The 24,764-nt window shown below is 34.2% G+C and carries 32 protein-coding genes; 24 read left to right on the forward strand and 8 right to left on the reverse strand.

Annotated features, from left to right (window positions below):
- Positions 1-2 precede the first annotated feature (2 nt).
- The 10 genes from ICJ85_RS01265 to ICJ85_RS01310 all read left to right on the forward strand — a co-directional run bounded on the left by ICJ85_RS01265 (position 3) and on the right by ICJ85_RS01310 (position 5,520).
- On the forward strand, positions 3-1,301 hold the full coding sequence (locus ICJ85_RS01265) for a major capsid protein (protein WP_188221952.1): 1,299 nt from the start codon (positions 3-5) through the stop codon (positions 1,299-1,301).
- Entirely contained in the window at positions 1,301-1,633 is a 333-nt protein-coding gene (locus ICJ85_RS01270; protein ID WP_317173030.1) for a DUF6706 family protein, read from the forward strand. The genes ICJ85_RS01265 and ICJ85_RS01270 overlap by 1 nt, the downstream gene beginning before the upstream one ends.
- Complete coding sequence (locus ICJ85_RS01275; protein ID WP_188221954.1) at positions 1,623-1,904, forward strand: hypothetical protein; 282 nt, start codon at positions 1,623-1,625, stop codon at positions 1,902-1,904. The genes ICJ85_RS01270 and ICJ85_RS01275 overlap by 11 nt, the downstream gene beginning before the upstream one ends.
- Positions 1,892-2,323 carry a hypothetical protein gene (locus ICJ85_RS01280; protein WP_188221955.1) on the forward strand — a complete coding sequence of 144 codons (432 nt, stop codon included), beginning with the start codon at positions 1,892-1,894 and terminating at the stop codon, positions 2,321-2,323. The genes ICJ85_RS01275 and ICJ85_RS01280 overlap by 13 nt, the downstream gene beginning before the upstream one ends.
- Positions 2,323-2,709, forward strand: coding sequence for a hypothetical protein (locus ICJ85_RS01285; RefSeq protein ID WP_188221956.1), 387 nt, complete (start codon positions 2,323-2,325; stop codon positions 2,707-2,709). The genes ICJ85_RS01280 and ICJ85_RS01285 overlap by 1 nt, the downstream gene beginning before the upstream one ends.
- Before the next feature lie 10 nt (positions 2,710-2,719).
- Positions 2,720-3,247: a hypothetical protein gene (locus ICJ85_RS01290; protein WP_188221957.1), complete on the forward strand. Its 528-nt coding sequence runs from the start codon at positions 2,720-2,722 to the stop codon at positions 3,245-3,247.
- Between the two features lie 64 nt (positions 3,248-3,311).
- Entirely contained in the window at positions 3,312-3,578 is a 267-nt protein-coding gene (locus ICJ85_RS01295; RefSeq protein ID WP_188221958.1) for a hypothetical protein, read from the forward strand.
- A gap of 7 nt (positions 3,579-3,585) precedes the next feature.
- Entirely contained in the window at positions 3,586-4,053 is a 468-nt protein-coding gene (locus ICJ85_RS01300) for a hypothetical protein (RefSeq protein WP_188221959.1), read from the forward strand.
- A gap of 169 nt (positions 4,054-4,222) precedes the next feature.
- Entirely contained in the window at positions 4,223-4,792 is a 570-nt protein-coding gene (locus ICJ85_RS01305) for a hypothetical protein (RefSeq protein WP_188221960.1), read from the forward strand.
- A 71-nt stretch (positions 4,793-4,863) separates the two neighbouring features.
- A complete protein-coding gene (locus tag ICJ85_RS01310) occupies positions 4,864-5,520 on the forward strand; it encodes a MalM family protein (protein ID WP_188221961.1) in 657 nt (218 codons plus the stop codon).
- A gap of 82 nt (positions 5,521-5,602) precedes the next feature.
- Here the strand turns inward: ICJ85_RS01310 and ICJ85_RS01315 are convergent, their stop codons facing one another.
- The 4 genes from ICJ85_RS01315 to ICJ85_RS01330 all read right to left on the reverse strand — a co-directional run bounded on the left by ICJ85_RS01315 (position 5,603) and on the right by ICJ85_RS01330 (position 7,842).
- The gene (locus tag ICJ85_RS01315) at positions 5,603-5,812 is read right to left on the reverse strand and encodes a hypothetical protein (RefSeq protein WP_188221962.1); all 210 of its coding nucleotides are present in this window, start codon (positions 5,810-5,812) and stop codon (positions 5,603-5,605) included.
- A gap of 458 nt (positions 5,813-6,270) precedes the next feature.
- Positions 6,271-7,179 (reverse strand): AlbA family DNA-binding domain-containing protein, encoded by a 909-nt coding sequence (locus tag ICJ85_RS01320; RefSeq protein WP_188221963.1) that lies wholly within the window; start codon positions 7,177-7,179, stop codon positions 6,271-6,273.
- Between the two features lie 3 nt (positions 7,180-7,182).
- Positions 7,183-7,365 carry a hypothetical protein gene (locus tag ICJ85_RS01325; protein ID WP_188221964.1) on the reverse strand — a complete coding sequence of 61 codons (183 nt, stop codon included), beginning with the start codon at positions 7,363-7,365 and terminating at the stop codon, positions 7,183-7,185.
- A gap of 9 nt (positions 7,366-7,374) precedes the next feature.
- The gene (locus tag ICJ85_RS01330; protein WP_188221965.1) at positions 7,375-7,842 is read right to left on the reverse strand and encodes a hypothetical protein; all 468 of its coding nucleotides are present in this window, start codon (positions 7,840-7,842) and stop codon (positions 7,375-7,377) included.
- An 85-nt stretch (positions 7,843-7,927) separates the two neighbouring features.
- Here ICJ85_RS01330 and ICJ85_RS01335 point away from each other — a divergent pair, with 85 nt between their 5' ends.
- The 9 genes from ICJ85_RS01335 to ICJ85_RS01375 all read left to right on the forward strand — a co-directional run bounded on the left by ICJ85_RS01335 (position 7,928) and on the right by ICJ85_RS01375 (position 19,006).
- Entirely contained in the window at positions 7,928-11,536 is a 3,609-nt protein-coding gene (locus ICJ85_RS01335) for a phage tail tape measure protein (RefSeq protein ID WP_188221966.1), read from the forward strand.
- Positions 11,536-12,936, forward strand: a complete 1,401-nt coding sequence (locus ICJ85_RS01340) for a DUF5977 domain-containing protein (protein ID WP_188221967.1) — start codon at positions 11,536-11,538, stop codon at positions 12,934-12,936. Before ICJ85_RS01335 ends, ICJ85_RS01340 begins: the two co-directional genes overlap by 1 nt.
- Positions 12,929-13,309 (forward strand): hypothetical protein, encoded by a 381-nt coding sequence (locus ICJ85_RS01345; RefSeq protein ID WP_188221968.1) that lies wholly within the window; start codon positions 12,929-12,931, stop codon positions 13,307-13,309. Before ICJ85_RS01340 ends, ICJ85_RS01345 begins: the two co-directional genes overlap by 8 nt.
- Positions 13,297-14,970, forward strand: a complete 1,674-nt coding sequence (locus ICJ85_RS01350; protein WP_188221969.1) for a phage tail protein — start codon at positions 13,297-13,299, stop codon at positions 14,968-14,970. The genes ICJ85_RS01345 and ICJ85_RS01350 overlap by 13 nt, the downstream gene beginning before the upstream one ends.
- Complete coding sequence (locus tag ICJ85_RS01355; protein ID WP_188221970.1) at positions 14,970-15,212, forward strand: hypothetical protein; 243 nt, start codon at positions 14,970-14,972, stop codon at positions 15,210-15,212. Before ICJ85_RS01350 ends, ICJ85_RS01355 begins: the two co-directional genes overlap by 1 nt.
- Before the next feature lie 11 nt (positions 15,213-15,223).
- Positions 15,224-16,534: a hyaluronate lyase N-terminal domain-containing protein gene (locus tag ICJ85_RS01360; protein ID WP_188221971.1), complete on the forward strand. Its 1,311-nt coding sequence runs from the start codon at positions 15,224-15,226 to the stop codon at positions 16,532-16,534.
- Positions 16,534-17,298: a hypothetical protein gene (locus tag ICJ85_RS01365; protein WP_188221972.1), complete on the forward strand. Its 765-nt coding sequence runs from the start codon at positions 16,534-16,536 to the stop codon at positions 17,296-17,298. Before ICJ85_RS01360 ends, ICJ85_RS01365 begins: the two co-directional genes overlap by 1 nt.
- A gap of 5 nt (positions 17,299-17,303) precedes the next feature.
- Positions 17,304-18,101 carry a carbohydrate-binding protein gene (locus tag ICJ85_RS01370; RefSeq protein ID WP_188221973.1) on the forward strand — a complete coding sequence of 266 codons (798 nt, stop codon included), beginning with the start codon at positions 17,304-17,306 and terminating at the stop codon, positions 18,099-18,101.
- A gap of 266 nt (positions 18,102-18,367) precedes the next feature.
- The gene (locus tag ICJ85_RS01375) at positions 18,368-19,006 is read left to right on the forward strand and encodes a thymidylate synthase (protein WP_188221974.1); all 639 of its coding nucleotides are present in this window, start codon (positions 18,368-18,370) and stop codon (positions 19,004-19,006) included.
- Here the strand turns inward: ICJ85_RS01375 and ICJ85_RS01380 are convergent.
- Positions 19,003-19,995 (reverse strand): hypothetical protein, encoded by a 993-nt coding sequence (locus ICJ85_RS01380; RefSeq protein ID WP_188221975.1) that lies wholly within the window; start codon positions 19,993-19,995, stop codon positions 19,003-19,005. The genes ICJ85_RS01375 and ICJ85_RS01380 overlap by 4 nt on opposite strands.
- Before the next feature lie 14 nt (positions 19,996-20,009).
- Entirely contained in the window at positions 20,010-21,335 is a 1,326-nt protein-coding gene (locus ICJ85_RS01385; RefSeq protein ID WP_188221976.1) for a DUF6161 domain-containing protein, read from the reverse strand.
- Between the two features lie 204 nt (positions 21,336-21,539).
- Here ICJ85_RS01385 and ICJ85_RS01390 point away from each other — a divergent pair, with 204 nt between their 5' ends.
- From ICJ85_RS01390 to ICJ85_RS01405, 4 genes are read left to right on the forward strand one after another with little or no spacing between them, the layout of a single operon-like run.
- Entirely contained in the window at positions 21,540-21,803 is a 264-nt protein-coding gene (locus tag ICJ85_RS01390) for a hypothetical protein (protein ID WP_188221977.1), read from the forward strand.
- The gene (locus tag ICJ85_RS01395; RefSeq protein ID WP_188221978.1) at positions 21,800-22,021 is read left to right on the forward strand and encodes a hypothetical protein; all 222 of its coding nucleotides are present in this window, start codon (positions 21,800-21,802) and stop codon (positions 22,019-22,021) included. Before ICJ85_RS01390 ends, ICJ85_RS01395 begins: the two co-directional genes overlap by 4 nt.
- Before the next feature lie 42 nt (positions 22,022-22,063).
- The gene (locus ICJ85_RS01400) at positions 22,064-22,621 is read left to right on the forward strand and encodes a glycoside hydrolase family 19 protein (RefSeq protein WP_188221979.1); all 558 of its coding nucleotides are present in this window, start codon (positions 22,064-22,066) and stop codon (positions 22,619-22,621) included.
- Positions 22,618-23,088 carry a hypothetical protein gene (locus ICJ85_RS01405; RefSeq protein ID WP_188221980.1) on the forward strand — a complete coding sequence of 157 codons (471 nt, stop codon included), beginning with the start codon at positions 22,618-22,620 and terminating at the stop codon, positions 23,086-23,088. Before ICJ85_RS01400 ends, ICJ85_RS01405 begins: the two co-directional genes overlap by 4 nt.
- A gap of 304 nt (positions 23,089-23,392) precedes the next feature.
- Here the strand turns inward: ICJ85_RS01405 and ICJ85_RS01410 are convergent, their stop codons facing one another.
- A complete protein-coding gene (locus ICJ85_RS01410) occupies positions 23,393-23,578 on the reverse strand; it encodes a hypothetical protein (protein ID WP_188221981.1) in 186 nt (61 codons plus the stop codon).
- Positions 23,579-23,760: 182 nt separating this feature from the next.
- Between ICJ85_RS01410 and ICJ85_RS01415 the strand changes: the two genes are divergently transcribed.
- On the forward strand, positions 23,761-24,027 hold the full coding sequence (locus ICJ85_RS01415) for a hypothetical protein (protein WP_188221982.1): 267 nt from the start codon (positions 23,761-23,763) through the stop codon (positions 24,025-24,027).
- Here ICJ85_RS01415 and ICJ85_RS01420 read toward each other — a convergent pair.
- Positions 24,019-24,750, reverse strand: coding sequence for an SOS response-associated peptidase (locus ICJ85_RS01420; protein WP_188221983.1), 732 nt, complete (start codon positions 24,748-24,750; stop codon positions 24,019-24,021). The genes ICJ85_RS01415 and ICJ85_RS01420 overlap by 9 nt on opposite strands.
- Positions 24,751-24,764: the final 14 nt, after the last annotated feature.

Raw genomic sequence — 24,764 nt, forward strand, 5'->3', positions numbered from 1 at the left:
CCATGGTATCTAGTATTTTTAAAGATTACATCGTAAAGTATTTTAATAAACTTACGAAAGGAATTACCGAAAAGGTAAACGATAAAGAAGGTGAAATTCAGTACGAGCACAAGAAGTACTTGAAAAAAGAATTTTCAACCGACATGAAATGGCAATCATTATCAAGCAATACAAGTGTTGTTGCTGCTGATGTTGTTGCTTTAGATTCTGAATTACCACTTAAAAAACGTGGTTCTCATAGTTCTGCTGAAGGTGAAGTACCAAAATTAGGTATGAAGAAATCTTTAACAGAAAGTGCTTTACAAGCTCTTGAGAACCTTAAAGCAAGAGGTAACAAAGAAATGCAGTTAGTAAAGAAATTATTTTCTGATGCTGCTGATGGTGTGAAAGGTGTTTATGAGCGATTAGACATCATGTTTTTACAAGCGTTATCATCTGGAGTTACATTAATCAATGATGAAAACAACACTGGTGTTGGTATTCGTATTGATTTCGGTATTCCATCAGGAAATCAATTTGGTGTTACTACCAAATGGGATGATGCTAATGCTACTCCAATCACCGATATTGATAACGTCACAAGCAAAGCCAGGTCTAAAGGTCATTCACTTAAATATATTTGGATGGATGCAATCACATTCAATGCATTTAAAATGAATGCTCAAGTGAAGAGTGCTTTTGCCGGATTCCTTAAAGTAGATGCTAGTTATATCTTTAGACTTAAGAAAGAAGATATCATGAACTACTTAATGGATGAATATGGTTTAACCCTTATAGTTATTGACAAAGTAGTTCAGATTGAAAAAGGGGGGGCTAAAACAGCTGTAGAGCCTTGGACAACTGGTAATGTAACCTTCACAACAACTACAGATTTAGGTACCTTAACTTATGGTGAGTTAGCCGAAGTTAACCATCCTGTTAAAGATGTAGAGTACAGCACTGTCGATGACTTCATTTTAGTATCTCTGTATAGAACGAATGATCCATTGAAAGAGAATACAAGCGTTCAGGCTTTAGCTATTCCAGTGTTAGACAATGTAGAGTCTATTTACATCATGGATACTAATGAAGCGACTGCTGCTGAAGATACTCAGACGGAAGGTGATGCTAATTATGATTACAAAGGAACCAGCTATACCAAGCAATCTGTTGTAGATGGTATTAATGCTGCTCGTGCCGTAGACACTCAAATAGCTGCTGCAACTATCAACCAGCAAGACGCAACATTAGCTAAGAAAATTGATGCCCTTTCTGAGGAAGGTATCGCATTATTCGAGGCTGAATTAGTTCCAGCTGTATAATGACCATAATTGAAGCAATACAAGCTAATCCTGTGTTCTCTGATTTATCAGTGAGCACAATCCAATATGCATTAGATAGCCGCTCTGTTGATGGAGCGGCTACTTATGATTCAAGTTCTTTGAAAAATGTTGAATTAGTTTCAGCTGACATGTACTCAGATATGGCTTTACTTCCTGAATTTAAAGAAGGGCAGCTATCTATGAAATATGATTCTGAAGCGTTAAAAAAACGCGCTTTAAGTATCTATCTGAAGTATGATGATCCTAAAGCTGAAGAATTACAACCTAAGCCTATTAATGTAGGTGTAACAGACGCTAGTGATGTTGCGTAGATATCCACATACTGCTATTATTCGAGTGACAGTAGAAAACAATCCTGTTGATGGAATTACAACAGTAACTCCATCCGATATCTCTATTAAAGGAAGGTATGAGCCGGCAGGACAAAATAAAGCTTTGGATTACTCAGCAAAGTTCTATTGTAAAAACGAAGATATAGCACCTTTTGAAGTAGATGGAAAGCCTTTTATATATGAAGGGAAAACGTTTAAAATAACTCAGTTATACCCATATCAAACACATTGTGAAATATGGCTGGAGTAAACGGATTAACCCCTTTATTTAAAGGAAAGCAATTGCAAAACATCTTTGATCAATTTAAAAAACAAGTTGATGAAAAGACTTTGCAAACCCTACAGTATTTAGGAGAGCAGTTTGTTAACCAGGCGCGATTAACCGGAAATTATACGGACCGTACCGGAAACTTAAGAAGTTCTATTGGTTATATCATTTTACTTGATGGTAAAGTGATATTTAAAAACTTCTCAGGAAAACAAAATGGTAAGTCTAAAGCTCAGGAATTTGCAAATGAAGTAGCATTAAAATATCCTGAAGGTTATGTTTTAGTTGGTGTAGCCGGTATGGATTATGCCGCAGCTGTTGAAGCAAAAGGTTATGATGTAATAACTGGTTCAGCACCAGACAAAGATGATTTAGGTTCTATTTTAAGAAGTGTATTTTAATGAAATCGACATTAGACATATTATCAGCCTTATTCAAATTGGTTAATGTTCCGGCAGTAACCAATGTTATTACAGGTAAGGTTTATATAGGAACTCCTCCTGATACAAGTCAGTTAGAGGATATCGGTTTAAATACACTTACAAACCCTAAAGCATATTTACAAACTGGATTTGCAAATCTAAATCTATTTACAAAAGAGGTAGAGTCAGGAAGAGCAGATCTGGCTAGGATTAAAGAACTCATCAATATCATTATGCCATTGGTTGAAGACGCTGTTTCAGATGGTGTATTCTTTCAAATAGATGATGATAAAGGCAACTTTAAAGATGATGACAAGGATAGCATGTATTACTATAATTTAAGATTAACATTTCAAACTTTATAATTAAACGAAAATGGCAAATACAAATAACATTTTAGGTGTTTCAAGCTTCGAGTTAGGAGCACCAGGTGATGGTGTTATGGGTGTCTCTTTAACTAACTATCCTGATGTTGAGGTTGGGAGTGTTAATATAGAAGGCTCTCAGGCAAACGAGCAGACCATCCCAACAGAAAACAGTGATGCCTATATCACTATTAACGGTGAGGCTACACCTTCATCAGTAACAGCCAGACTGTATGGTGTTACACCGACTCAAATGGTAGAATTAGCAGGAGGTGAAGTAAACGGTACAGATGGACTGTGGGAAGCTCCAAAAACTATTCCTAATATCTATTTATCATTCCGAATGAAAGGACAACCAATCAACGGAAAAGTAGGTGTTTTAGAAATGGCTTATGCTAAAGTAACTGCACGTTTGCAAGGTACCGTGACTAAAAACGGATTACCAGCTGTGGATGTTACTTTAACAGCTAACACTCCAGTTTCAGCAGCTCAGGTTGAAGGACCACCATTAAGATTTGGTGTGGAAGACGCAGCTTAATAACATATTAATTAATAAAAGCCTTCTTTATTAAAGAGGGCTTTTTTGTCTAATACTTACAATTATGAATACAACGAATTTCAAAGTTAAATTAACCAGAAAAGAAGTGCCGACTGTAGAATATGATTCTAAAGAAGGAGATGAAATTAAAGTAGAGGAGAAGTCAGTTTCTTTGAATCTGAAGGGAGATACTTGTAAAGAGATCTTAAATGCTCGATTTGATGCTATTGAAGTTGTTATTGGTAAAAAGAAGCCAGTAATTAAGCAAACAAGAACCTTTACCAGATTACTTGATAACGGTGTAACCAAAATTAAAATAAACTTTATTTAATAGCTTTATGGACAATAAACAAAAGCTAATTCAATCGTTAATTGAGAAACCTTCTACCTATAGAATAGGAGTAGTTGATGGTTCCATGCTTCCTGAAGAATTAAAGGACCATAAGGAACTGGAGTTTATAGTGAGACCCCCAAGTCTAGAAGTGTTAGCCAAATGTGCTGAGCCTGTTTTAAGAATTCCTGATGAGGTTCGAGAATCCAAGGAACTGAAACTTGATGAAGCTGTTAAATACATGAATGAAATGGCTGAGGTATTTGCAATTTTAGCTCATGGTAAAAGCTCTGAATATCCTTCCTGGTATATTCCATTTATATTGAAAAATGTAACTGGAAAAGAGCTGTATATGTTGTTTTATGAAAGTGTCTTGAAATTACAGACAGATTTTTTTTTGAACTCTTTCCAGATTGTAGATCAGAACAATCCGATGATGATGACGAACCCAAGCGTTTTAACCCCTACCAATTAATAGGAAGTATTTGTAACTATTATCATTTTTCTTTTGAATATGTGTTTAGTGGGATATCCTTCCAAAAACTTATGTTATTATCAGCTTCAGTACCAAAGTTTAAATCGAAAGAGGAAAAGGAAAACAAGCCTAAAGATTTTACTCAAATGATGATGTCAAAAATGAAATTATGAGAAAGCATTTTGAAACTGTTTATAAAAGGCTTATTGAAGCCAATCTATCTGAAAATACCTTATGTAAGGAGTTTTGGATGAAGATTAAAAAATTACACGCCAATTTCAATGAAGAGGATTGCTGGTCTTTACTTGTCGAAAATATTGAATGGTGCATTAATACAGGTACTATGACCACTGAAGATTTAATTAAATGGTTCACTCCAGATCAGTTAAACGCTCATGGTATTTATATATCCGGAAACATTAAAATCAATTCAGGTTTTGCCATAGGAATTGGTGACGTTTGTATTGAAGCTGTTGGCCATAGTAAGGTCATTCTTTTTGATACTGCCATTTGCAAAGCCTTTGATACTTCATTTGTAAAAGGGTTTCATGAAAGCTCGATGGAAATAAATAACTGCGTTGGTGAAGCTTTTAATTTCTGCAACGTGATTGCTAAAGACTTCTCAAAAATTGAAGCCTGGGATGATGCTACTGTAGAAGCTCAAACTTACACCTGTGTGATGGCTCATGATCGTGCTCAAGTTGAGAATTCATATCATTCGCATACTCTAGTTGTTTGATGATTATTTATGTTTTTTTATCTCATTATAAAAGAAATATTTTTATGTTTACAAGCGATTATAAAAACTAAATGAGAAAAGTAAACATCATATATTTATGTCTTTTGATTTTAAATATATCATCATGTTCGTATAGCAATTATCAGAAATCCGTAGTTTCTGAACACAGAAAAACTCTTGAAGAAAAAGAAGTAAATTTTTTTTCCTATAAAGACTTCAATTATATTCCAATAAAAGAAAAATATAGTTTTAAGATAAATGGAGAAGACAAGACTTTTAATTTTGAAGAAGGAAAAAGTTATTTCAAAGCGTTTAAGATAAATCCTCAAACAGGAAACTATTTACTTGTTGTTAAATCAAGAGCATATGGAGGCCAAAATATAGTATTTAAAAAGCCAACCTTATTGATGCCTAAAATCATTTTACTTGATAAAAACAAAGATGTATTAGCATTAGATTCAGAATTAATTTCTTCAACATTTTCAAGTGAATATAACCTGTCACGTTCATATTTAATTAATATGGAATTAGGACCCTTAGTGGAATATGTAGTTGTTTATACTGATCCATCTTTTGCTGGGAAAATTATTGACAATCCTCAAAGAATGAACGCTTATTATGCAGGAAATGGTATGGTCGGGTTTTCAACCGTACCTGGAACTCCAAAGGCTTTAAGTATTGAAGGTAATATGGTAATCAAAATTAAACAACCAAATTTCTTGAAATAAAACAATTACCAACAAAGGTAGACCTTGCGCAAACTTATATTTTTTTAAATCAATTAGAAACTCTTCAGTAAATGGAGAGTTTTTATGTAATACCAAGTTTGGTAATTATTATTTCCAAGTCTATAAGGAATAAAGCAAATTTAGCATCAAACATAGAATCTGTATTTCCTTCAATTAAAACGGTAAACATATCATTTGAGGTAGGTATCGAAACCTCAATATCTCCATTGGGATGAACCTTGTATAACTCATCAGAAGGCAAATTGGAGTTAATAATTGTGTAATCAGTCATCCGTTGCTTTTTTTGTTTTTTTCGGCTTAATATAAGGCGATATAAGTGAGACTAAAAACCAAATAATAATTGGGGCAAAGAATATTACTATGTATGAGTATAAGTATAACCAATGATTGAATAAAAAACCGAAAGAATAGACGATAAATAGAAGGAGGGATTTCCAAAGGAAAACGAATAATGAAGCCATAGACACTAATGCGCTAGTTCCATATTTATGTATTTTATCTAAAGGAGTAAGGTGAAAAAAATTCCAGTATGTTATTAAACCAGATAATACAGAAAGGGTAATACAAAGAATAATTTTTATTACAATATCACTTGATTCATAGAAAGAATAATTCAATAAATAAAATGAAATGTACCAAAGAGGGGCTGATGCAGCTGAAATTGCGATGCCTTTAAGAAAATCATGTGATTCGGAAATATCTTTTAATAATGACATTTGGTTAATTCAGTTAATTATTATAGAATAAATTTTTTAAATCAAATTCATGAATATCCTCTCCATTGCTATAAAGAAGCTGTATTTTAAGTTTTGCGTAGCTTAAAATATCTTGAAGTTTATGCTTAGATACTCCTATTTTGAAAGTACCAATAGTTAAAACTTCTCCAGGAAAAATTGGAGTTAGAGAATGAAATGATACCGATGAAGTTTCTGTGTCGACTATACTATGGTTGAAGTTTTTTTGTTTGCTTAATGGATCTATATGAAATATATAATCTCTGAAATTTAAATATATTATTAATTTATAGTTAGTTTCAATTGCATTTCCGATATTTTTGACTTGAAATGTCATTTCTTTAAATACGTCTTCTTCATCTTCAATTTGAAATCCTAGTTTGGTGATTATATTATCAAATTCAAGTTTTGTATTGGAAGTTCTATTATATAAATCTCTAATTTCATATTCTTCCATCTGAACAGATTCAAAATTATATCTTTTGTAAAATCTTTTATCAGAAGTCATATGAGGACATAAGATACTCACCGGGATTCTAATTACATAAATTGATTCTTTGATGTTACCATTAATTCTTATAGGAATTATTTTAACACTCTCAATTTTTCTTTGAATTCTAGTTTGAATAATTTGTTCTAGCCATTCTTTAGTAAATTCATTTCCATCAATTGGAGATATTTTTGAAGCCTTATGGTTTTCCTCTTCTATACCATATATTATATATCCTCCATCAGAATTAGCAAATGCTGATACATCCTTTGCAATTTCTAATTTTTTTTTATCGTTTTTGGAAAGTGAACCAGATGCTTTGAAATCAAGATGAACAGATTCTTCTATACCATTTTCAATTAGTGAATTAATATCATCAATTGTCAAGTTATCTTTATCTAAAAAATCAATCATAAATTAAACACAATGATTATCCGATAAAACCTTATTTATCTTTTTTCTAACATCTGAATTATTAAGGTAACTCCTCATAAGAAGGTATAAATCCATTTCTCCATTAGATCCGCTTTTTATATCTAATTCATCAGTAAGGTTTACAACAGCTTTGTTGATTTTGTTGGTATCAAAAGGTCCGTTCATAATATAATTTTATTCGAAATAAACTATATCTCCAATATTATATCGATCTACAAAATCATAGAGTCTTTTATCCTCAAGTACCAGGCTAAAGGACCTGTGTTCACCTTGGAAGAAAAAGCGGTTATGTTCGCGTTTGTGATATAAGAAAGGGGATGAGTTATTATTGGTTAGTAAAGTTCTAAAGTTAATTGGATCTAGTTGTTCCAGAACATCAGCATAAAAGGTTCTTCGTCTTTGTTCCATGAAAAGCATGAATCTATACGGATCAACCTTATTGCCATCATAATATGCTCTGGTGTTGCTCCATGATAATACATTCAGCCTGAATAACGGGAAGAATTTCTCATAGGCCTTCATTTCTTCATTGGTTGTTAGCTCAATTTTTTCTCCATCATATTCACCACCAAGCAATAACGCGAGGTCAACAGCTTTGTCGAAGTTTTTTGAACGGCTTTTACCAATAATGAGTTTAAACATAATCGATGGAAACTACTGAAACAGAACTCTAAAATACTTCAATAAACGCTTTCGCACAAATACTTTTAATGATAAATCAATTATCATGGGGGTAGTACAAGGAGATAACTCATTGTTTTTTGCTACAGCAATAGATAATACTGGCCTTCAGAGAGGTTCTATTGATGCTGTAAATCTTATTCAAAATATGGGTGCCAAAATAGCAAGCATCAATCCATTTGCAGCATTAGCAATTGGAGCGGTTACTGCTTTTGCTGCTATTTCTACTGAAGCTTACAAGATGTCCAGAGACTTCGAACATGCTATGAAGGAAGTCGAGACAATCTCTGATGCTACTCAAAAGAACTTTAAAGGAATTTCAAAACAGGTCTTTGACTTATCAAAGATTAGTCCTGATGGCCCTCAAAAATTAGCTAAAGCTTATTATCAAATTGTATCTGCAGGTTATGATGGTGTAAAAGGAATTAAGCTTTTAGAAACTGCATCTAAAGCTGCAGTTGCCGGTGTTACTGATACCATTACAGCAGCCGATGGAATAACCACTGTTTTAAATGCTTTTAACCTAGAAGCAGAACAGGCTACTGAAGTTGCTGATGTGATGTTTAAAACGGTTCAATTAGGTAAAACCACTTTCTCTGAATTAGCTGCTAATCTATCAACTGTGGCACCATTGGCAGCGGCAACAGGTATCGATTTTAGAGAAGTTGCTGGAGCAGTAGCCACACTTACAAAACAAGGGGTTCCAACGGCTCAGGCCATGACCCAAATACGAGCAGCTATTCAAGGTGCTAATAAAGCTCTTGGAGATGGTTGGAATAATACATTAACCCTTCAGGAAGCTTTTCAGAAATTATTTGAAGAGGCCGATGGAAGCCAGACTGTTCTACAAGAAATGGTTGGTTCTATTGAAGGTGTCGGGGGTGTGCTAGGTGTTGCAGGTAAAAATGCTCAGGGAGCAGCTGAAGATTTGGAAGCAATGGGTAAAGCTGCTGGATCTACTGAAGATGCGTTTAAACGTATGTCTTCTTCCAATGTTAATGAAATTGAGATTCTTAGGAACAGAATTAGAGCCACAACAAAAGGAATTGGTGATGCGGTTCTTGAAATGAGTAATGATATTGCCGGAGGTCTTAATGATTTATTTGAGCCTTTGGATAGTGTTGTTGAAGGACTGGAGCAAGAAAGATTAAATGTATTAAAACTTGAATCAACATTAAAAGATTCAAACACTACCAATGAAGAGAGGCTTGAATTAATAAAGGAACTGAAAAGTAATTATCCTGATTTACTTGGAAATATAGATGCTGAAACGGTAAGCAATCAAGAGCTTACTTTGGCCATAAAGCAAGTAAATGACCAACTGATTAATAAGATAATTTTAGCAAGAAAGGATGTTGAAATCAATGCTCAAAATGAGACTGTTGCAGAAAAAAGAATTAAACTTTTAGAGCAGGAAGATATAGTAAAGGATCGCTTAGTTAAACTTGCTGAACAGGAAGGTATAACACTTAAAGATAATGTGACTTTATTAGAACAAGCTCAGGATCTTTTAAAGCAAGCAGGACCACAATCAGGTGGTAGATTGATTAATCCATTGGTTGATTTTTCATTCCAGGTTCAGGAATTACAAACTGCCAAAAAGAATTTGAATATTCAGGAAGAGCAGGAGAATAAGTTGCTTGAAGAAAAACAAAAGTTAGCTGAAAGACTTGGTATTACTTTAGAAGGGAACTCCAAAAAAATCACTGCTGAAACTCAAAAACAATTAGATGCAATAAAAGCTATCACCAAAGAGCAGTATGCTGATAACGGTGATATCCTAAAGCAATATATAGATTCTGAAAATAAAGTTATTTCTGAGGCTGCTAAAAAGCGCAAAGCTTTTTTCGATTATAAACCAAAAGGAGATGATCCAGATGATAATGCTTTTGTTGATTATTTAAAGAAGCGAGAGGAACAATACAATGCTTATACATTGGCCATTGAGAACAACGACCAAGATTTAGCTAGTAAGCTAAAGCAGATGTATGGGTTAAAAGAGCAGGATTATAAAACCTTTCTAAGAAATCTTTATTCAGCAACAGAGGATGCCGATAATAAAGTAAAAATACTTCAGGTATTAGAAGTTACCGGACAAGGACTTGTTGATAGAGCAAAACAAAGTATTGTTTCAGAATTAGAATCTCAACCTGTTGTGGAATTAGGGGTTGCATTAGACACTTCATCAGTAAATGCTATTGAAAGACAATTAAAGGCTCTTCAGGAGGCTTTCAATTCTCAACAAGTACTAAACGAGGATGATAAGCAGTTAAAGGCGCTTCTAAAGAAAAAGATTGAGGCTAAGCAGAAGGAGTTGGATGTTGCCAGAGGAGCAGTTCAGCAAGAGAAAGGTCTATATGAGAATTTAACTCGAAGTTTAAGTGATTTAAATAATCGCGAACTAAGAAACTACATCCAATATTGGAAGGAACGGTTAAAGGAAGCTAAAAAAGGGACTGAAGCTGCTCAGGAAGCTGAAGGGAATATAGTTAGTGCAACTGAACAGATAGGTAAAAATACAGCTGATGCTATTCGTCAGGTTTCCGGAGCTTTAAATGAAGCCTCCTCTTTGTTTTCAAAATTTGGAGATGAAGACACTGCCAAATTATTAGAACAATTATCTGGTGTTGCTGAAGGAGCTGCCAGAATAGCGGCTGGAGATATCGTTGGTGGAAGCTTACAGGTTTTAAACAGCGCTTTGACTGTTGAAGTGGTTTCTGATACTGCCAAATTTGAAGCAGCTATTAAAAAGCTTGAAAAGGCTATTTCTGATTTAGACTATGTGATATCAAAAAGCATAGGTCAGGATAAGATTGCTAACCGCGCTCAAGCATTGGATGATTTAAAAGAATTAGAGAAACAAGCTGAAGCAGCAAAACAAGCTGAATTGGATGCCAGAAAGGAAGTAAAGCTTCTAGGGATCACTATTGGAAAGAAAGGATCTGGAAGTGGTACTGATGCGGCAAAATTAGAAGAATTGGAGCAAAAGGCGGAAGATGCCAGAAGGAAAGCTGTTGAACTTAGAGAGCAGTTAGATGAATTATATACAGGCACCACAGAAAATACCATTGTTGATAGCATTATTGCAGGATTAAAAGAGGGGAAAAAGTCTGTTTCAGACTTTGCTGATGGCTTCAAAGAATTGATGCAAAATGCATTATTACAAGCCTTCCAAATTAAGTACCTGGAAAAGGAAATCAATAAGTTTTATGATGCCTTTGCTTTAGCCGGATCTGATAGCACTTATACCACTACAGAAATAGAAGCGCTTAAGACTTTATATAATCAAATCATAAATGGTGCTCAGGGAGATATTGAAGCTATCAATAAAATACTTGAGCAAACAGGAATAGGTGCATTAGGTGTAACGAATGATGCTTTTCAGCAACAAGGTTTAACCGGTGCCATTCGCAGGGAACTTACAGAGGAAACTGCTAGCGAATTAACCGGATTATTCCGAGGCCAATATGATTTAGCAAAACAACATTTTGAAACTTCTAAACAGGAGTTAAGTTCCATAAATAACATTGTGGCATATTCTCAGGCAATTGCTAATAACACGGCTAATACCGTGATAGAGCTTCAGAATGCCATAATTGAATTAAAGAAAATTGCAGATAACACCGAAAAGATATATCAAGCTGATTTTGGATAATGTATAAATTAAATAACATATTACTTTCTACGTACGGTATTATTCCTTCCAGAGTACCTGGGGAGGGTATTGCTGTTAAAGGCATATTTGATTTACCTAAACGTATAGGTGATACCAGACATGATTGGGCAGAAGAGAGTGGCGTTGAGCCTTATGTGGATGCTGATGAAATTTTTCTTGGAGCAAGACAATTGTTGTTTCAAGGGTTTATTATTGGTGATGTCGCTACTATAAAGGCCAACTTAACCAGTCTCAATTCTGATATTGAAGCATACACTGATTTAGTTCCATTTGAAACTCCTTATGGAAATGCCTGTGTGAAAGTAAAAAAGATTACCCCTAAGTTTTATAGAGGAGGTGCAATTATACAAATTGAATTAGTCGAACCACAAGTAGGCGCTTCGTGTGGTGTAAGTGTGCCTCCTACTATTTATTACAGTGCAGAATACAGTGAAGATGCAGATAAAAATAACTGCCAGGAGGGATATCATGGAAGTACTGAAACATTTACAGCTGAAGCAGGAAAATTTAATAGTACAGTAAGCCAAAATGCAGCAGATTTATTAGCTGTTCAGTGGGTACGTGAAAACAAGCAGAATTATGCCAATGCAACTGGTAGTTGTATTGTTAATCCTCCTGTTTATTATAATGTAAAACTTACCGGTAATTTGCAAAAAGATGATTGTGGATCTGGACTTAGCGGTTCAACTGTTGAGTATGTTGTTGATGCTTTTAAGTATAGTAGTTTAATAAGTCAAGAAGATGCAGATGCTCAAGCGCAGGCCGAAATAGATAGTAATCTTACACAAGCTTATGCTAACGAAAATGGAACATGCGCAGCACTATTTTATAACCCTAGAATAGGTCGAATACTTTATAAAAACGACTGTAGCACTGGTTTTGAAGGTAGTCAAGAGGTTTATATTGTTGAGGCTGGTGTATATTCATCAAACATTAGTCAAGAGGATGCCGATGCACAAGCTTATGCTGATTTAGATGCAAATGCTCAAAACTACGCTAATGAAAACGGTACTTGTTCTTTTATTGGAACTTCTACAGTAACTAAAGATTTCATTAGAAGTTTGCCGAGAGGTGTTTATGAGGGAGTTTGGACTATAGGGAATGAAGTGAAACGAGATTCTATTTTTTCATTCATAGCCTATGGTGTTGATGTTAGGTATTTTGCTCAGGAAGGAGATACCGGAGCTGATGTTGTTCAGGCTTTAATAACTGCTATTAATTCTAAGACAAAATCCTTTTGGAATTCAGATAATCAGTACCCCACTTATTCAAATTATGATAAGCCATATGCTTCAGTTTATGGTAGTGATCCATTGAAAATATCCGTAAAAGTTGGTGGAACCTCTAGTTTAACCTTAGTAGTAAATAACGATGTATAGCATAGACACCATACCAATGATTAATTACGGTTTGCATATTAGCAAACAGGATGGTCAGGTCCATTTAATGGATCCGAAAGAGGAATTCTATACAGCGTATGGAAAGCAAGGGTATCAGATCACTAAGCATAAAGATAACAAGCTTGATTTAGTAGGATTCATCATGGCTGCTGATTTAGCTGATTTTAAAACTAAGGTTTCTGGACTTTATGATGTATTTAAATCCTCTGGGCAAAGAAGTATAGAATTAGAAGCAGATCCAATTAACTGTTTTGCGGAGAACGGATTTTCAATAACAGGAGTGTATGTCTTCAGTAATGTTGTATATGCTCGATTTCAAATTAGTTTAACCATAGTTCAATGGCAGTATTAGATATATATAGAAACGGAAGTATCATAGCATCACCAGAGATTGATGAGCGCACTGTGTTGGTTAAAAAATTAATGAATGCCGATAGAGTGAATGCTGCTTTTGTGAGTAATACCGTATTGCCAGTGGAAATTGGTGATTATATTACTGTGTCTGGAAATAACTATTACATCAATCAATTACCCACTATTGATAAAGAAAACGATAACAGCTACAAGTATGACATGGTTTTTCAAGGCGTGCTGTATGACATGTTTAGTAAGCTTCTTATTTCTTCAGATGGGCTGAGTGATTTTAGTTATTCCGGTAATGCTCAGGACGTACTGACTTTTATAGTTAGTAATATGAATCAGATTTCTTCAGGATGGGCTGTTGGAGATGTGGATGATAGTGAATTAAGAACCTTTCAATTTACAAATGATAGTTGCAGATCAGCTTTAACCAAATTATCTGAGGAATATAATTTGGAGTTTCAGCTAGAGAGCAAAACCATCCATTTAAAAGAAGCGGTTGGTACCGTAAAGAATTTGACTTTTAGATATGGAAAGAATAATGGGTTATATACTTTAACCAGGAAAACAGTTGAGAGTAAAACATTAGTCACAAGGTTATATGCCTTTGGAGCTTCAAAGAATTTGACTTATACCTATAGGGATAATGCTAAGCGATTAGTGTTTGAAGAAAGATATCTGGAGGAGAATGTGTCTTCTTTTGGTGTTCGAGAGGGTGTTTATACCAATGAAGATATATATCCTAACAGAACGGCCACTTTAACGGCTATTAATGGAACTTTTAATGACGAAACGAGTTATGTGTCCGATTCAACATTGGACTTCGATATTAATGATTATTTAGCTGAAGGTTTAGTTGCTAAGATTGTTTTTAAAACAGGAAATCTAAGAGGGTATGAGTTTGAAATTTGGAAATACGATCATACCAATAAGCGAATTTATTTTAACGCGTTTCAGGAGTCTAATGGTTATATAGTGCCAAATGAAAATCTATTGCCTGAAGTTGGTGATACCTATACTTTGGTGGATATCAATATGCCTCAGAGTTATATCATAACTGCTGAGAATAATTTAAAAGCAGCTGCTCAAAAGTACCTGGATTCTAATTGCTTTCCAAAGAGTTTGTATTTAGCAGACCTAGATCAGAAGTATGTTAAAGCTAATGCCATCACATTAGATGCCGGAGATCTGGTAAAAATTGTTGATTCCTATTTAGGTGTGGACCGTGCTATTCGCGTGAATCAAATAACTTATCCAATAGTGAATCCAAATAAGATTAAAGCTGTTATAGCCGATTTTATTCCTTACAGTTTACAGGAACAGGTAACTAAGTCAGCTATTACCACAACCAGAACACTTCAGAACATTTATAATACGGTAAATAATAGTTCAAGTACCACTGTAATCAATAACAGTAGCACAACCATTAATAATAATTCGAATGTTAAGAAGATAACGATTAATGGTCAGGAATTCTGGTGGGAGAAAGGATATGATAACAATGGAACTGAGTTAGAGGCAGGGGATGTGATTTATGGAAATTATTGGAATCGATACATTTTTGTTAAGAAATGGACCTTCTTAGGAGGTATTAAGGAGCTTAGAACCTCATGGGATGAATTAGAAACAATTGATGAAACACCTGAAGCGTAATGAGTGGAATATCGCAATTTAAGAAATTAAGAGTATTGGTTTTAAATGCTCTGACATCGGCACCTGATTATGTGGTATCAGCTGATGCTCAAGGGAATTTTGGAAAGTTAGATTTTGAAAAGTTGAGGTATAGAAACATCGATGGCGGGAGTGCGTCTTCAGTTTATTTACCAACTCAAAATATAGAAGGCGGAGCTTCGGCCACCGCTGCATACGGAACCATAGACGGCGGAGACGCTTAAATAATAAAGACATGGCAGATATAATTCAGTTAAGACGAGATACCAAAGATAATTGGGCAGCGGCCAACCCGATACTTGCCCAGGGAGAACCAGCGCTTGAAATAGACAGTAAACGCGAAAAAACAGGCGACGGTGTAACCCCTTACAACGCTTTACCATATAAAGACACCGGAAGTAATACCAGTACCGGAACCACTACCGAGAATGTTTATCCAGATATGGTGGCCATGTATGCCGATCAGGTTAACCAGACTACAGGTAAATATCAATACGTTATTGATGCCTCCGGACATAGTGAGATTGTTGATGGGTTTGCTTTATTCGATAAGAAAGACACTAACACAGCAAGCGAGGCTGATTACCGTATTTTGACGCCTGGAGAGTCTGAAGCTGTATTAACCGGAAGCACTTACAATGCCTTTACCGTTGCTAATATTGATGTGGAGGTAGCTGCTACCGTGCCAACAGGAAGTGTACGCATACAATATGAGAATGTTGATAATAAGATTACTCACATCCTATTTGATAAACCATTTACCAGCTATTTAAAAGGCTACAGCGATGCTTCGGGCACCAATAACTTAACTTTTAAGTTAATTAACAAGAGTACCAATAAAACGCTTATTGATGTTGTAACCGGGTTTGCTTACAGTAACCCTGGCAATAAGTATTATTTGGTTGCTTTAGATGCTAGTATTGCGGTAACTGAAGTAAGTGCCGGTGATGTGCTTGAGGTAGATATTGATGTGAGTCCGGCAGCCGCCGCTGGTGGCGTGCAAAGCGTAACGGGCGACGGTGTAAGCGGCACAGCTACCGACCCTGTTTTAGATTTAAGCAGTTGGCAATTAAAACCGACTGAAGGCGCATTTATAGATGGTGATAAAACTAAGCTAGATAGTGTAGAGTCAGGCGCAACCGCAGATCAGACAGGTGTAGAAATAAAAAACCTTCTATTCGCAGAAAGCGACACCAATAACCTAACCGATGCTTTACTTTCAAAACTTAACGGAATTAAAACCGGAGTAGTTGCAGAAGGCGATATTACCGGAGCAATAAACTTCGATCATAACAACGTAAAATGGTTAGAACAAAACCTAACAGGAAATGTAACCATTACAGATGTTAATCTGGTAATAGACGATAAAGCCAGAGGCGGTGAGTTTGTTTTAAATGGCTTTACCATGACGTTCCCTTTGTATTGGGTTCCAGATACAAACAGCGAAGACCCAACAGGCGCAATACGTGTGCGATTAACTTGGGATATTATGAACATAGATAGTGGTACTGAGCGTGTGAGCTACACTTATACAGTTATTGAGTAATGGGACAAAGAAGACATTTTTTTAAAAAATCTGGTGGGCGAAGTAGCATAGACCTTACTCAAATAGGGGTTTTAAATATTTCGGCTAGGGTATCGTCGCCTAGACAGATGCAAATAAAAAACGACGGAAGTATGGCCTTTGTGCTTGACTATAGTACTGACAGAGGGGCTTTATATAGCTTGTCTACAAGCTTAGATATTGAAACAGGTTCATATTTACGATACGAACCCTCGAACAACTCGGCGGGGTGGTCTTATTGGTGGCGGGATGACGGGTTAATGCTTTATAGCGTAAGTCTTACGGGTATTATTTATAGAAGTGAATGTATTTCACCTTATGACAGTAATGGCGCAACCGTAACCACATTTAATACTGGTATTTCGGGGTACTCAGCGTCAATTATTTTTAGTGACGATGGTCTTACATATTGGGTTGGTAGTAGAAGTAGTCAGTTTAAACAATTTACGGTAAGTACGGCGTGGGATATTTTAACATCTGTATTAGATTATACAATTGCTTTAACTACATACGGGTTTGGTTTTTTAGATAGTGGGCAATACTTCCTTTATAACGCCGGCGATAATGTTTACTTAAGAAAGTTAAGTACGCCCTACAATGTGTCTACTATGGGTGATATAATAGACACTTTTACTCATGATTTATCACAGGGTGGTAATACATTTATGTCTTTAGACCCTAATGGGCAATATATTTATATTGTTTCGGACGGCGTCGACTCTATATATCAACTTGAAATTTTATAAATACTATGAAAGCAATAATAGCAACCGCACTCGATAAACAATATAACGCTGCTTACTTAGGTAATGCAGAAGTAGGAAGTATAAAAACATTTATCCGTATGCCTAAAGATTGGCGACATATAGTGTTAGATGAAAATAACCAAATAGATAAGGCTTTAAGTTGGTCTAGTGCGTTTTTTAGAACAGATACAGATAAACATGCTATTGCAGGTTTTTACGATGTAGTGGTTCCGGCGTATAACACACAAACCCAGTATTACTTACCTGAACAAATTTATTTTGATGTTGAAAATTTAGTATTTACTTATCCAGTACACGACTTTACACAAGCTGAGATTGATGCTAAGTTGAAGGATGAAAAAATAAACGAATCAAACAGTTTAAAACAGGAACTTATTCAACAAAAACTTGAAGCTCAAATACTGGAATCAGCACAAGCAGAATCAGACGACACTGTTGCATTAGATAATCAAGCTTTATACCCTTTTTGGGAAGTTGGAGTTGCTTATACAGTAGGTTTTAAAGTGCAAGCTTTTGATGGTGTAGACGTATTTTTATATAAATGCGTACAACCTCATACAAGCCAAGAAGATTGGCAACCAAAGGATGTTCCTGCATTGTTTACTAAGGTGGCCTACCCAGGCGAAATACCTGTATTTGTACAACCAACCGGAGCGCAAGACGCTTATAACACAGGCGACCAAGTGCATTATCCAACAGAAAATGACCCTGTTTATGAGAGTTTGATTGATGATAATGTATGGAGTCCGACAGATTATCCTCAAGGCTGGCAACAAGTATAATTTTTAAACCATAACCCAAAAATCCTACACCATGAACCTTAACCTACTTTACAATATTTAAAATTAATAGAAGATATTAATTTGAGGATAGGTTAAAAAGAATCCTCCAGTTTTAAAATAAGTTACCACACCTTTTTAAACAGAGAGCCAGAAGGCTACTGGAGGACTATATTGTCTTTTCCGGTGCTTTCTGGCTTTTTCTGTAAGGTGTGGTAAGGCAAATATAATCATCAATCAATTAAAATCAATTTTAAAAGCGAACAGTTATGAACAACGTTTATTATAAAACATTAGAGAAAATCCTTGAAAAGGGTAAGGTACAGGAAAACAAAAAAGGGGAGATTAAGTACTTGTTGAATCAGAAGCTTCATTTAAAGCCGGGAGATTTATTGGAGATATTTGAAGAGCATACCATTGCTAGGAACAAATTGAAAAAGGAACTTGAATTATTTCAGAGCGGTGAAAGATTAACTCAAAATTACTCTGAAGTTGGTATTACTTGGTGGGAGTATTGCGGTCCCATATTGGTTAATAGTTATCCGACGTATTTTGAAAAGCTTCCTGGATTAATAGCTAAGATTAACAAGGAAAAACGAAACAGCAAAAACTATGTTTTGTTCTTAGGCTCCAATGATACTGAAAGCAACCAGCAACCATGCTTGTCGTTAATTCAGTTTCAAATAGACCAGGGAAAATTGGTGCTTAGTGCTTATCAAAGATCTAGTGATGCTAACTTAGGTTTACCTGCAGATATTTATCATTTATATCTAATTAGCAGGCAGATTGATTTACCTCTTAAATCAATTACACTTACTCTTGGAAACGTACATATTTATGAGAATAACAGGAAGCTTACTAAACAGCTATTAAAAGGGAAGCCGGTTAAGTTTAGTTTGAATGTTTAGTCTAATTTAATAAAATCTTCATCTTTAAATTTTGGGCTAACTTTATTTCTAAATTCATTGTATTTGATGAACAAAAAGTAATAATCCTTATAATTAAAATGATTTTCTGCTTTTTTTAATTTTGTTAATTCTACCGTAAAAAATGTAACTTCTTTAAGGGTGTTTTCATGAGGATGAAATTTTATGTACTTGTTACCAAACATAATATATTTAAATTCATCCTCCTTATACAAGTAGATATTATTAAACCCTAAGTGTAAAAGAATAATAATGAAATTATTAATTTTATCGTTGAGATTTGATTTCATTGATTCTTTAACAAAATCAGCCTGTTTCCAAAATTTTGAAAAAATTAAAAATTCAGAAAAAAACACAAACCATTTTAAAGGAATAAGTAGTTTTCCCATTTTAAATTTTGAGATAAAGTATATTTCTTGAAAATTAGAATTTATAATAGTTTTCAATAATCCATGCTTTCTAATAAAATTATAAAAAAGAGTCATATCAAGTTTTGGATTTGAAAGTAATCCTCCCTTATTTTTAATGATTAGGTTTACGAATTCTAATCCTTTTGGGTTTTCATGATAATGTTCACTTTTTCGGTTTATAGTTTTGTCGAAAAAATCTAAAAAATCACCAAAATCATTTGATTGAACTATGGTGTAATCAGTATTAACAGATCCAGATATGTAAGGGTTTTTTTCAATTTTAGCAACCCACATATTTTTAAAACGTTTATTTTTTTTATTCTTTTTTTTAAGGTCAGGCCTGTGATTGGCTATAAATTTTTTAGCAAACTTTTCATCAGAACTAATAGGGCCTAATTCATTGTCATATAGTGTTGTAATTTCAATGCCAATTTTTAAATTCTTCTCCTTATCTATAATTATAAAATCAGGTGTTTCATTTTTTATAATATTTCCATTAATTTTTTGGGTTTGATATACTTCTTTAAGAATGTCTATTTCCTCATCTTTTTGTCTTTTCATAATAAACTATTAGTTTAATTACTTCCAAATATTTTTGAAGCAATATCATTTGGCATTGTTGGGCCTGAGTCTCCTTTTAATAAACCGCTATCCGCTCTACTAAAAAGAGATTGGATAATTAATTGGCGTTGATCATCATCAATGTCAGATTCGTTAATTAGAGAAAGATAAAAATATGTAAGAGTGTTTCTTTCATCAGCATCCCGAGCTAAATGAAAAGAGCTAAACATTACTTTTGTTATAGCTCTAACACAAAATGCAAGGAATGATATAAACGTAACATAAATAATAGACCATCTTATTGCAGCACTTTTGTCACCTTCAAAAAAACTGGTGTAAATTTGATCTGGTGTTTTCCATAGTAATTCACTTAGGGACCAAACAGTAACACTAACTAAACCTATAAGAATACCTAATGAAATCCAACCTTGAGTTCTCATTCTTTCTGCTCTCTTTTTCCAATAATTTGCAGGTTCTTTTAGGGCTAATAAATTTTTATATGTTTCTTCAAGAGAATTTATTTTCTCTTTAGCTCCTTTTTCTTCGTCACTACCTTCAAACCAATGATTAAAAATTGATTCCTTTTCATTTTTAAACTCATTAAAAATAGATTTAATACCTTTTTCGTTTTCAGTCCCTTCAAACCAATTCGTGAACTGTTTATCTTTGTCTACATGTAAATCATCAATCCTTTTTACATATTCATCATATTTTTTATTTGTTTCAAGAAGGTGGTCATTAAGTTCAATTTCTGATTCTGAAATTTGATTTTCTAAATCCTTTCTAAGTTTATAAAATGAGTTTCTTTCAATATTTCTTCTTTTTAGTATATCTGGGTTTTGTTGTTCAAATTCATAAGCTAAAATTCCTCCAACAAATTCATTCTTGTCCGAGGGGTTTGAACTTTTACCCATAATAAATTTATAGGCACCAGGGTAATTGTTTTGTCTAGTTCTATAAACTTCAATTAAAAACAAGGTTTCTGGTAAGTTGTATAAAAACAAATTAGGATAATTTCTAAATGGTCTATTTATATTTGTCCAATTGTTAATTAATTGCCCTTCATTTATTTTATTTCTTTCCGATTGAGAAATGAAGTTTTCTAGATCTGTTTTAAACTTAGATAGTATATTCTTTGATCTTACAAATTCCACCGGAATATCATCTTTATGTTTTTCCCATCCATCAATTTGTTGTTCTAAAAATTTATATATAGAGACAAAACCTGTAAAACTATGATGATAATTTAAGTTTTCAATTTTCAATTCCCAACTCAAAGATTTAAGCCATTCATAATGATCTGATTTCGAAACTAATTTTCTGACTTCGGAAATGGTCATATTTATGTTGTTTTTTATTTTATTCGACTTGATTTGTAGCCAAAATACGCATGATTTTAAGAAAAGTCTAACATCCTAAAACAAACTTCTTAACCAACCTATCAACAATTCATAGGAAACTACTGAATCCTGTAGTCAAAATCAGAGTTCAAAAAGGCTAATCTGTTGAAATTAGCATGAGTAAATACTAACGAACTCATTATCATGACTAAAATACTTAATCAAATTACAAGTTACCGGAACTGGATAGGGAAGTTAATCCTTTGGGTTCTTGGTTTAGTGATGGTAATCAGTCAGAATTGGGGAATGATTTTAAAGGGTTTTCTGTTAACTGAAAAGGAGATTCATTTAGATATAGCTATCTACATGGTGATTAACAGTTTCGGTTTACTCTTTATTGTGGGTGGTATTTATTTAAATAAGTTTTTAGACAAGTTTACAAATTCCAAAACCCCTAACGAACCATGACAGATAAAGTAGTTACCCTTTATTTAACGTGTTACGATTTATGTGCAAAAGCTTTTCCTTATTTAGTAGGATTAGCTGTTAACTTTTTAACCTTTCAGGAAGCTTTATTGCGTGTAGTAGTCACCTGTATATCTATGCTTTCCGGTGCCGTGTTTGTACATTACTTAAAACCGATTGTCGTTAAACGTATTGACCGATTGAAAAAAAAACCAAAATAAAACTGTTACGGTTTTTCCGTAAAGAAAAACAAAATTAAGGCTATGAACTTACACAATAAATACCGTACCATTTTAGACAAGGCAGGAATTAACACACCTTTACGCTTGGCGCATTTCTTTGCGCAATTGCATCATGAAAGCAATCTGCAACCGGTAAGCGAAAACCTTAATTATTCAACCGATGCATTGTTAAGGGTGTTTGGTAAATATTTTCATAGCACGGTGCATGTTGCAAAATATGCAAGCAAACCTGAAGCAATAGCAAATAGAATATATGCCAATCGAATGGGGAATGGTGGTGAGTTTAGTGGTGATGGTTGGAAGTATCGAGGTCGTGGATTCATCCAGATCACAGGAAAGGATAATTACACAGCTTTATCTGAAGCTACCGGAGTAGATTATTTAACCGATCCTAACAAACTATTGAATGAAGCCGATAGTATGGTGTCGGCCATTTGGTATTGGAACAAACGAGGTTTAAATAAGTATGCAGATCGTGATGAAATTAAAGCCATTACTAAACGCATAAATGGTGGCTATAATGGTTTAGAACATCGAAAAGCTTTACTGGCCGAATACAAAGCATTTTTTAGAGTATGAGACAGTTAATTATCATATTCGCCTTAATATTTGCATTTATGCAAACAGGATGTGGCTCTAAAAAGAAAGCCTCGAACCGGCACCGTACTAAAAGCGTTGAGTATGAACAAAAGGATATCCAGGCTAAAACAGAAAATTATAAGATTGATACCGTTAGCATCAACACTTCAGAACATAAAATTATCATTACTCCAGTCGATAATTCTAAACCGATAACCGTTAATGGTAAAACCTACGATAACGCCAAAATAGAAATTGAAAACAAGCAACACCAGGAACAACAAAAAAGCATCGATAGTTCTAAAACCTCGTATGTCGATAATACCAAAAGCACTAAAGAAACGAAAACCGCTAAAAGAAGCTCAGATAGTTTTTCTATAAGGCAAAGTCCGTGGTTTTGGTTGGCTGTGGTTCTAGTGGTTTGTTTCGCTATTTACTTCTCAAGGAGATGGTATAAAAGCTCCTAAATCATTTATTTTCATCGATTTTAACACAGCATTGTACAAATTTGCCAATAATTTTACTTAATTTGTATAAACAAAAAAAGGAACAGATTAAATATCCATTCCTTTTAGTTGTGACGCTGACCAGATTCGAACTGGTGTAAAATATGCGGCCAGCACATTACCTAACCTCTCGGACACAGCGTCAATACTTTAAAAATCAAAGCTTTCTTCCTAATTGGAATGAAAGCTTTTTTATTATAATGTATTTTTACGTCATTCATTTTACTTTGTTTTAAAGGGTACTATTTCTAGCACCCTTGATTTGTTAACTACTTAAACCCAATCCTTGGTAATGTTTCATACCTAGTCTCATCAATGTTTCAGCCATGTTGTTGAAGTTTCTGTTGTTATCTTCAGCTAAAGTTTCAATACTATCAACAACGTCTTGTTTTAATCTAAGAGTTTTTGACGTTGTGGCAGCTTTTGTTGTGAGTTGTTGGTTTTTTTTCATAAACGCCTTTTAAGATTTAAATTAATAGCCTTATAAAGATATATTTTTATTAAATGAAATTGCACCATTATGTGGTGCAATTTTCCACAAACTTATTAACAATTAGGTAGTTATGTTTAAAGACCTGGTTTCTGCTACAAAACCAAGCAATCAAAACAATAGATAAGATGTAATTTTGCATCATGCAATACATTGAATATTTAAGAAGTTATGTTTGTGGTAATAAGCTACCACAGTTTTCAGATAAAGAGTTGTTAAACTTTATTGAAATTCTTATTACTGAAGCCAGGATAGATGAGGGATTTATAGTTCGTGGCGTTTCTCGTTATGAAGAACGAACAAAGCGCCAAAATGAACTTCATGAAAAACTTTGGGAATTAACCAAACATACACCTGCATATCGTTTATTGGATGAAATGAAGGAGAGAAGTAAGAAAGATTTAGAATAACGTATCTTTTTCAACAGGCTCAATAATATAAGGCTTGTTTGTGTCTATCCCTTTTTTGTAGATATCTTTTGATACAGGATGGGCTTTAAATGTATTATTTGTAAATCCAGTAGCCATTAACTCGTTTAGATCCTGATTAGTTAATCCGTCATCAAACCAATCTTCATGGTAGTTTTTATCCAGAACTAAAGGCATTCGCTTTTTAAGATTATGAACTTCAGCAAAGAAATCGTTAGCCTCTGTGGTGATTATTGTGGCCGATAATTTATTGTTGTCTAATTCGCTATACAGTCCAGCAAAAAAGAATAAATCTCCTTCAGGGTATTCTTTAGAAGGTTGATAACAAAAATAAGGCGTTGAAACCTTGTTAACATGATGCGGTTCGTAGAATCCATTTGAAAGAATTAAGCAACGTTTACTCTCCGCGCTATCCTTAAACGAAGCTTTATCAAAAATGCTTTCAGCTCTCGCATTTAGTGTGTTGCTTTTTTTCCAAAACTCATTTGCATTATGAGAAGCCCAATGTGGAACCAAGCCCCATGCAGCTGGATGAACTACTTCAGGGTCATCCATTTTAATGATGTACAAATTACCATGCGAAAACCCATTAAGGTGATATGTTGGGTGATATTTTGCATCTGGAGCAATAGAAGTAATTCTAAGGTATTCTTTAGTCGCTAAAATTTCTGTTTCCGATTTCCTTAAGGCGTTAGCGTAACACATAGCTTTTAATTTAA

This window comes from Aestuariibaculum marinum (assembly GCF_014596975.1).
GTDB classification, from domain to species: Bacteria; Bacteroidota; Bacteroidia; order Flavobacteriales; family Flavobacteriaceae; genus Aestuariibaculum; species Aestuariibaculum marinum.

Bases quoted from the DNA above. Each gene is read 5' to 3' on its own strand.
- ICJ85_RS01350 (WP_188221969.1), top strand. From the start codon at position 13,297: ATGGCAGTATTAGATATATATAGAAACGGAAGTATCATAGCATCACCA.
- ICJ85_RS01355 (WP_188221970.1), top strand. From the start codon at position 14,970: ATGAGTGGAATATCGCAATTTAAGAAATTAAGAGTATTGGTTTTAAAT.
- ICJ85_RS01335 (WP_188221966.1), top strand. From the start codon at position 7,928: ATGGGGGTAGTACAAGGAGATAACTCATTGTTTTTTGCTACAGCAATA.
- ICJ85_RS01300 (WP_188221959.1), top strand. From the start codon at position 3,586: ATGGACAATAAACAAAAGCTAATTCAATCGTTAATTGAGAAACCTTCT.
- ICJ85_RS01400 (WP_188221979.1), top strand. From the start codon at position 22,064: ATGAACTTACACAATAAATACCGTACCATTTTAGACAAGGCAGGAATT.
- ICJ85_RS01315 (WP_188221962.1), bottom strand. From the start codon at position 5,812: ATGACTGATTACACAATTATTAACTCCAATTTGCCTTCTGATGAGTTA.
- ICJ85_RS01385 (WP_188221976.1), bottom strand. From the start codon at position 21,335: ATGACCATTTCCGAAGTCAGAAAATTAGTTTCGAAATCAGATCATTAT.
- ICJ85_RS01375 (WP_188221974.1), top strand. From the start codon at position 18,368: ATGAACAACGTTTATTATAAAACATTAGAGAAAATCCTTGAAAAGGGT.
- ICJ85_RS01280 (WP_188221955.1), top strand. From the start codon at position 1,892: ATGGCTGGAGTAAACGGATTAACCCCTTTATTTAAAGGAAAGCAATTG.
- ICJ85_RS01420 (WP_188221983.1), bottom strand. From the start codon at position 24,750: ATGTGTTACGCTAACGCCTTAAGGAAATCGGAAACAGAAATTTTAGCG.
- ICJ85_RS01365 (WP_188221972.1), top strand. From the start codon at position 16,534: ATGGGACAAAGAAGACATTTTTTTAAAAAATCTGGTGGGCGAAGTAGC.
- ICJ85_RS01330 (WP_188221965.1), bottom strand. From the start codon at position 7,842: ATGTTTAAACTCATTATTGGTAAAAGCCGTTCAAAAAACTTCGACAAA.
- ICJ85_RS01310 (WP_188221961.1), top strand. From the start codon at position 4,864: ATGAGAAAAGTAAACATCATATATTTATGTCTTTTGATTTTAAATATA.
- ICJ85_RS01395 (WP_188221978.1), top strand. From the start codon at position 21,800: ATGACAGATAAAGTAGTTACCCTTTATTTAACGTGTTACGATTTATGT.
- ICJ85_RS01325 (WP_188221964.1), bottom strand. From the start codon at position 7,365: ATGAACGGACCTTTTGATACCAACAAAATCAACAAAGCTGTTGTAAAC.
- ICJ85_RS01390 (WP_188221977.1), top strand. From the start codon at position 21,540: ATGACTAAAATACTTAATCAAATTACAAGTTACCGGAACTGGATAGGG.
- ICJ85_RS01275 (WP_188221954.1), top strand. From the start codon at position 1,623: ATGTTGCGTAGATATCCACATACTGCTATTATTCGAGTGACAGTAGAA.
- ICJ85_RS01265 (WP_188221952.1), top strand. From the start codon at position 3: ATGGTATCTAGTATTTTTAAAGATTACATCGTAAAGTATTTTAATAAA.
- ICJ85_RS01340 (WP_188221967.1), top strand. From the start codon at position 11,536: ATGTATAAATTAAATAACATATTACTTTCTACGTACGGTATTATTCCT.
- ICJ85_RS01360 (WP_188221971.1), top strand. From the start codon at position 15,224: ATGGCAGATATAATTCAGTTAAGACGAGATACCAAAGATAATTGGGCA.
- ICJ85_RS01405 (WP_188221980.1), top strand. From the start codon at position 22,618: ATGAGACAGTTAATTATCATATTCGCCTTAATATTTGCATTTATGCAA.
- ICJ85_RS01415 (WP_188221982.1), top strand. From the start codon at position 23,761: ATGCAATACATTGAATATTTAAGAAGTTATGTTTGTGGTAATAAGCTA.
- ICJ85_RS01380 (WP_188221975.1), bottom strand. From the start codon at position 19,995: ATGAAAAGACAAAAAGATGAGGAAATAGACATTCTTAAAGAAGTATAT.
- ICJ85_RS01370 (WP_188221973.1), top strand. From the start codon at position 17,304: ATGAAAGCAATAATAGCAACCGCACTCGATAAACAATATAACGCTGCT.
- ICJ85_RS01295 (WP_188221958.1), top strand. From the start codon at position 3,312: ATGAATACAACGAATTTCAAAGTTAAATTAACCAGAAAAGAAGTGCCG.
- ICJ85_RS01290 (WP_188221957.1), top strand. From the start codon at position 2,720: ATGGCAAATACAAATAACATTTTAGGTGTTTCAAGCTTCGAGTTAGGA.
- ICJ85_RS01320 (WP_188221963.1), bottom strand. From the start codon at position 7,179: ATGATTGATTTTTTAGATAAAGATAACTTGACAATTGATGATATTAAT.
- ICJ85_RS01410 (WP_188221981.1), bottom strand. From the start codon at position 23,578: ATGAAAAAAAACCAACAACTCACAACAAAAGCTGCCACAACGTCAAAA.
- ICJ85_RS01345 (WP_188221968.1), top strand. From the start codon at position 12,929: ATGTATAGCATAGACACCATACCAATGATTAATTACGGTTTGCATATT.
- ICJ85_RS01270 (WP_317173030.1), top strand. From the start codon at position 1,301: ATGACCATAATTGAAGCAATACAAGCTAATCCTGTGTTCTCTGATTTA.
- ICJ85_RS01285 (WP_188221956.1), top strand. From the start codon at position 2,323: ATGAAATCGACATTAGACATATTATCAGCCTTATTCAAATTGGTTAAT.
- ICJ85_RS01305 (WP_188221960.1), top strand. From the start codon at position 4,223: ATGAGAAAGCATTTTGAAACTGTTTATAAAAGGCTTATTGAAGCCAAT.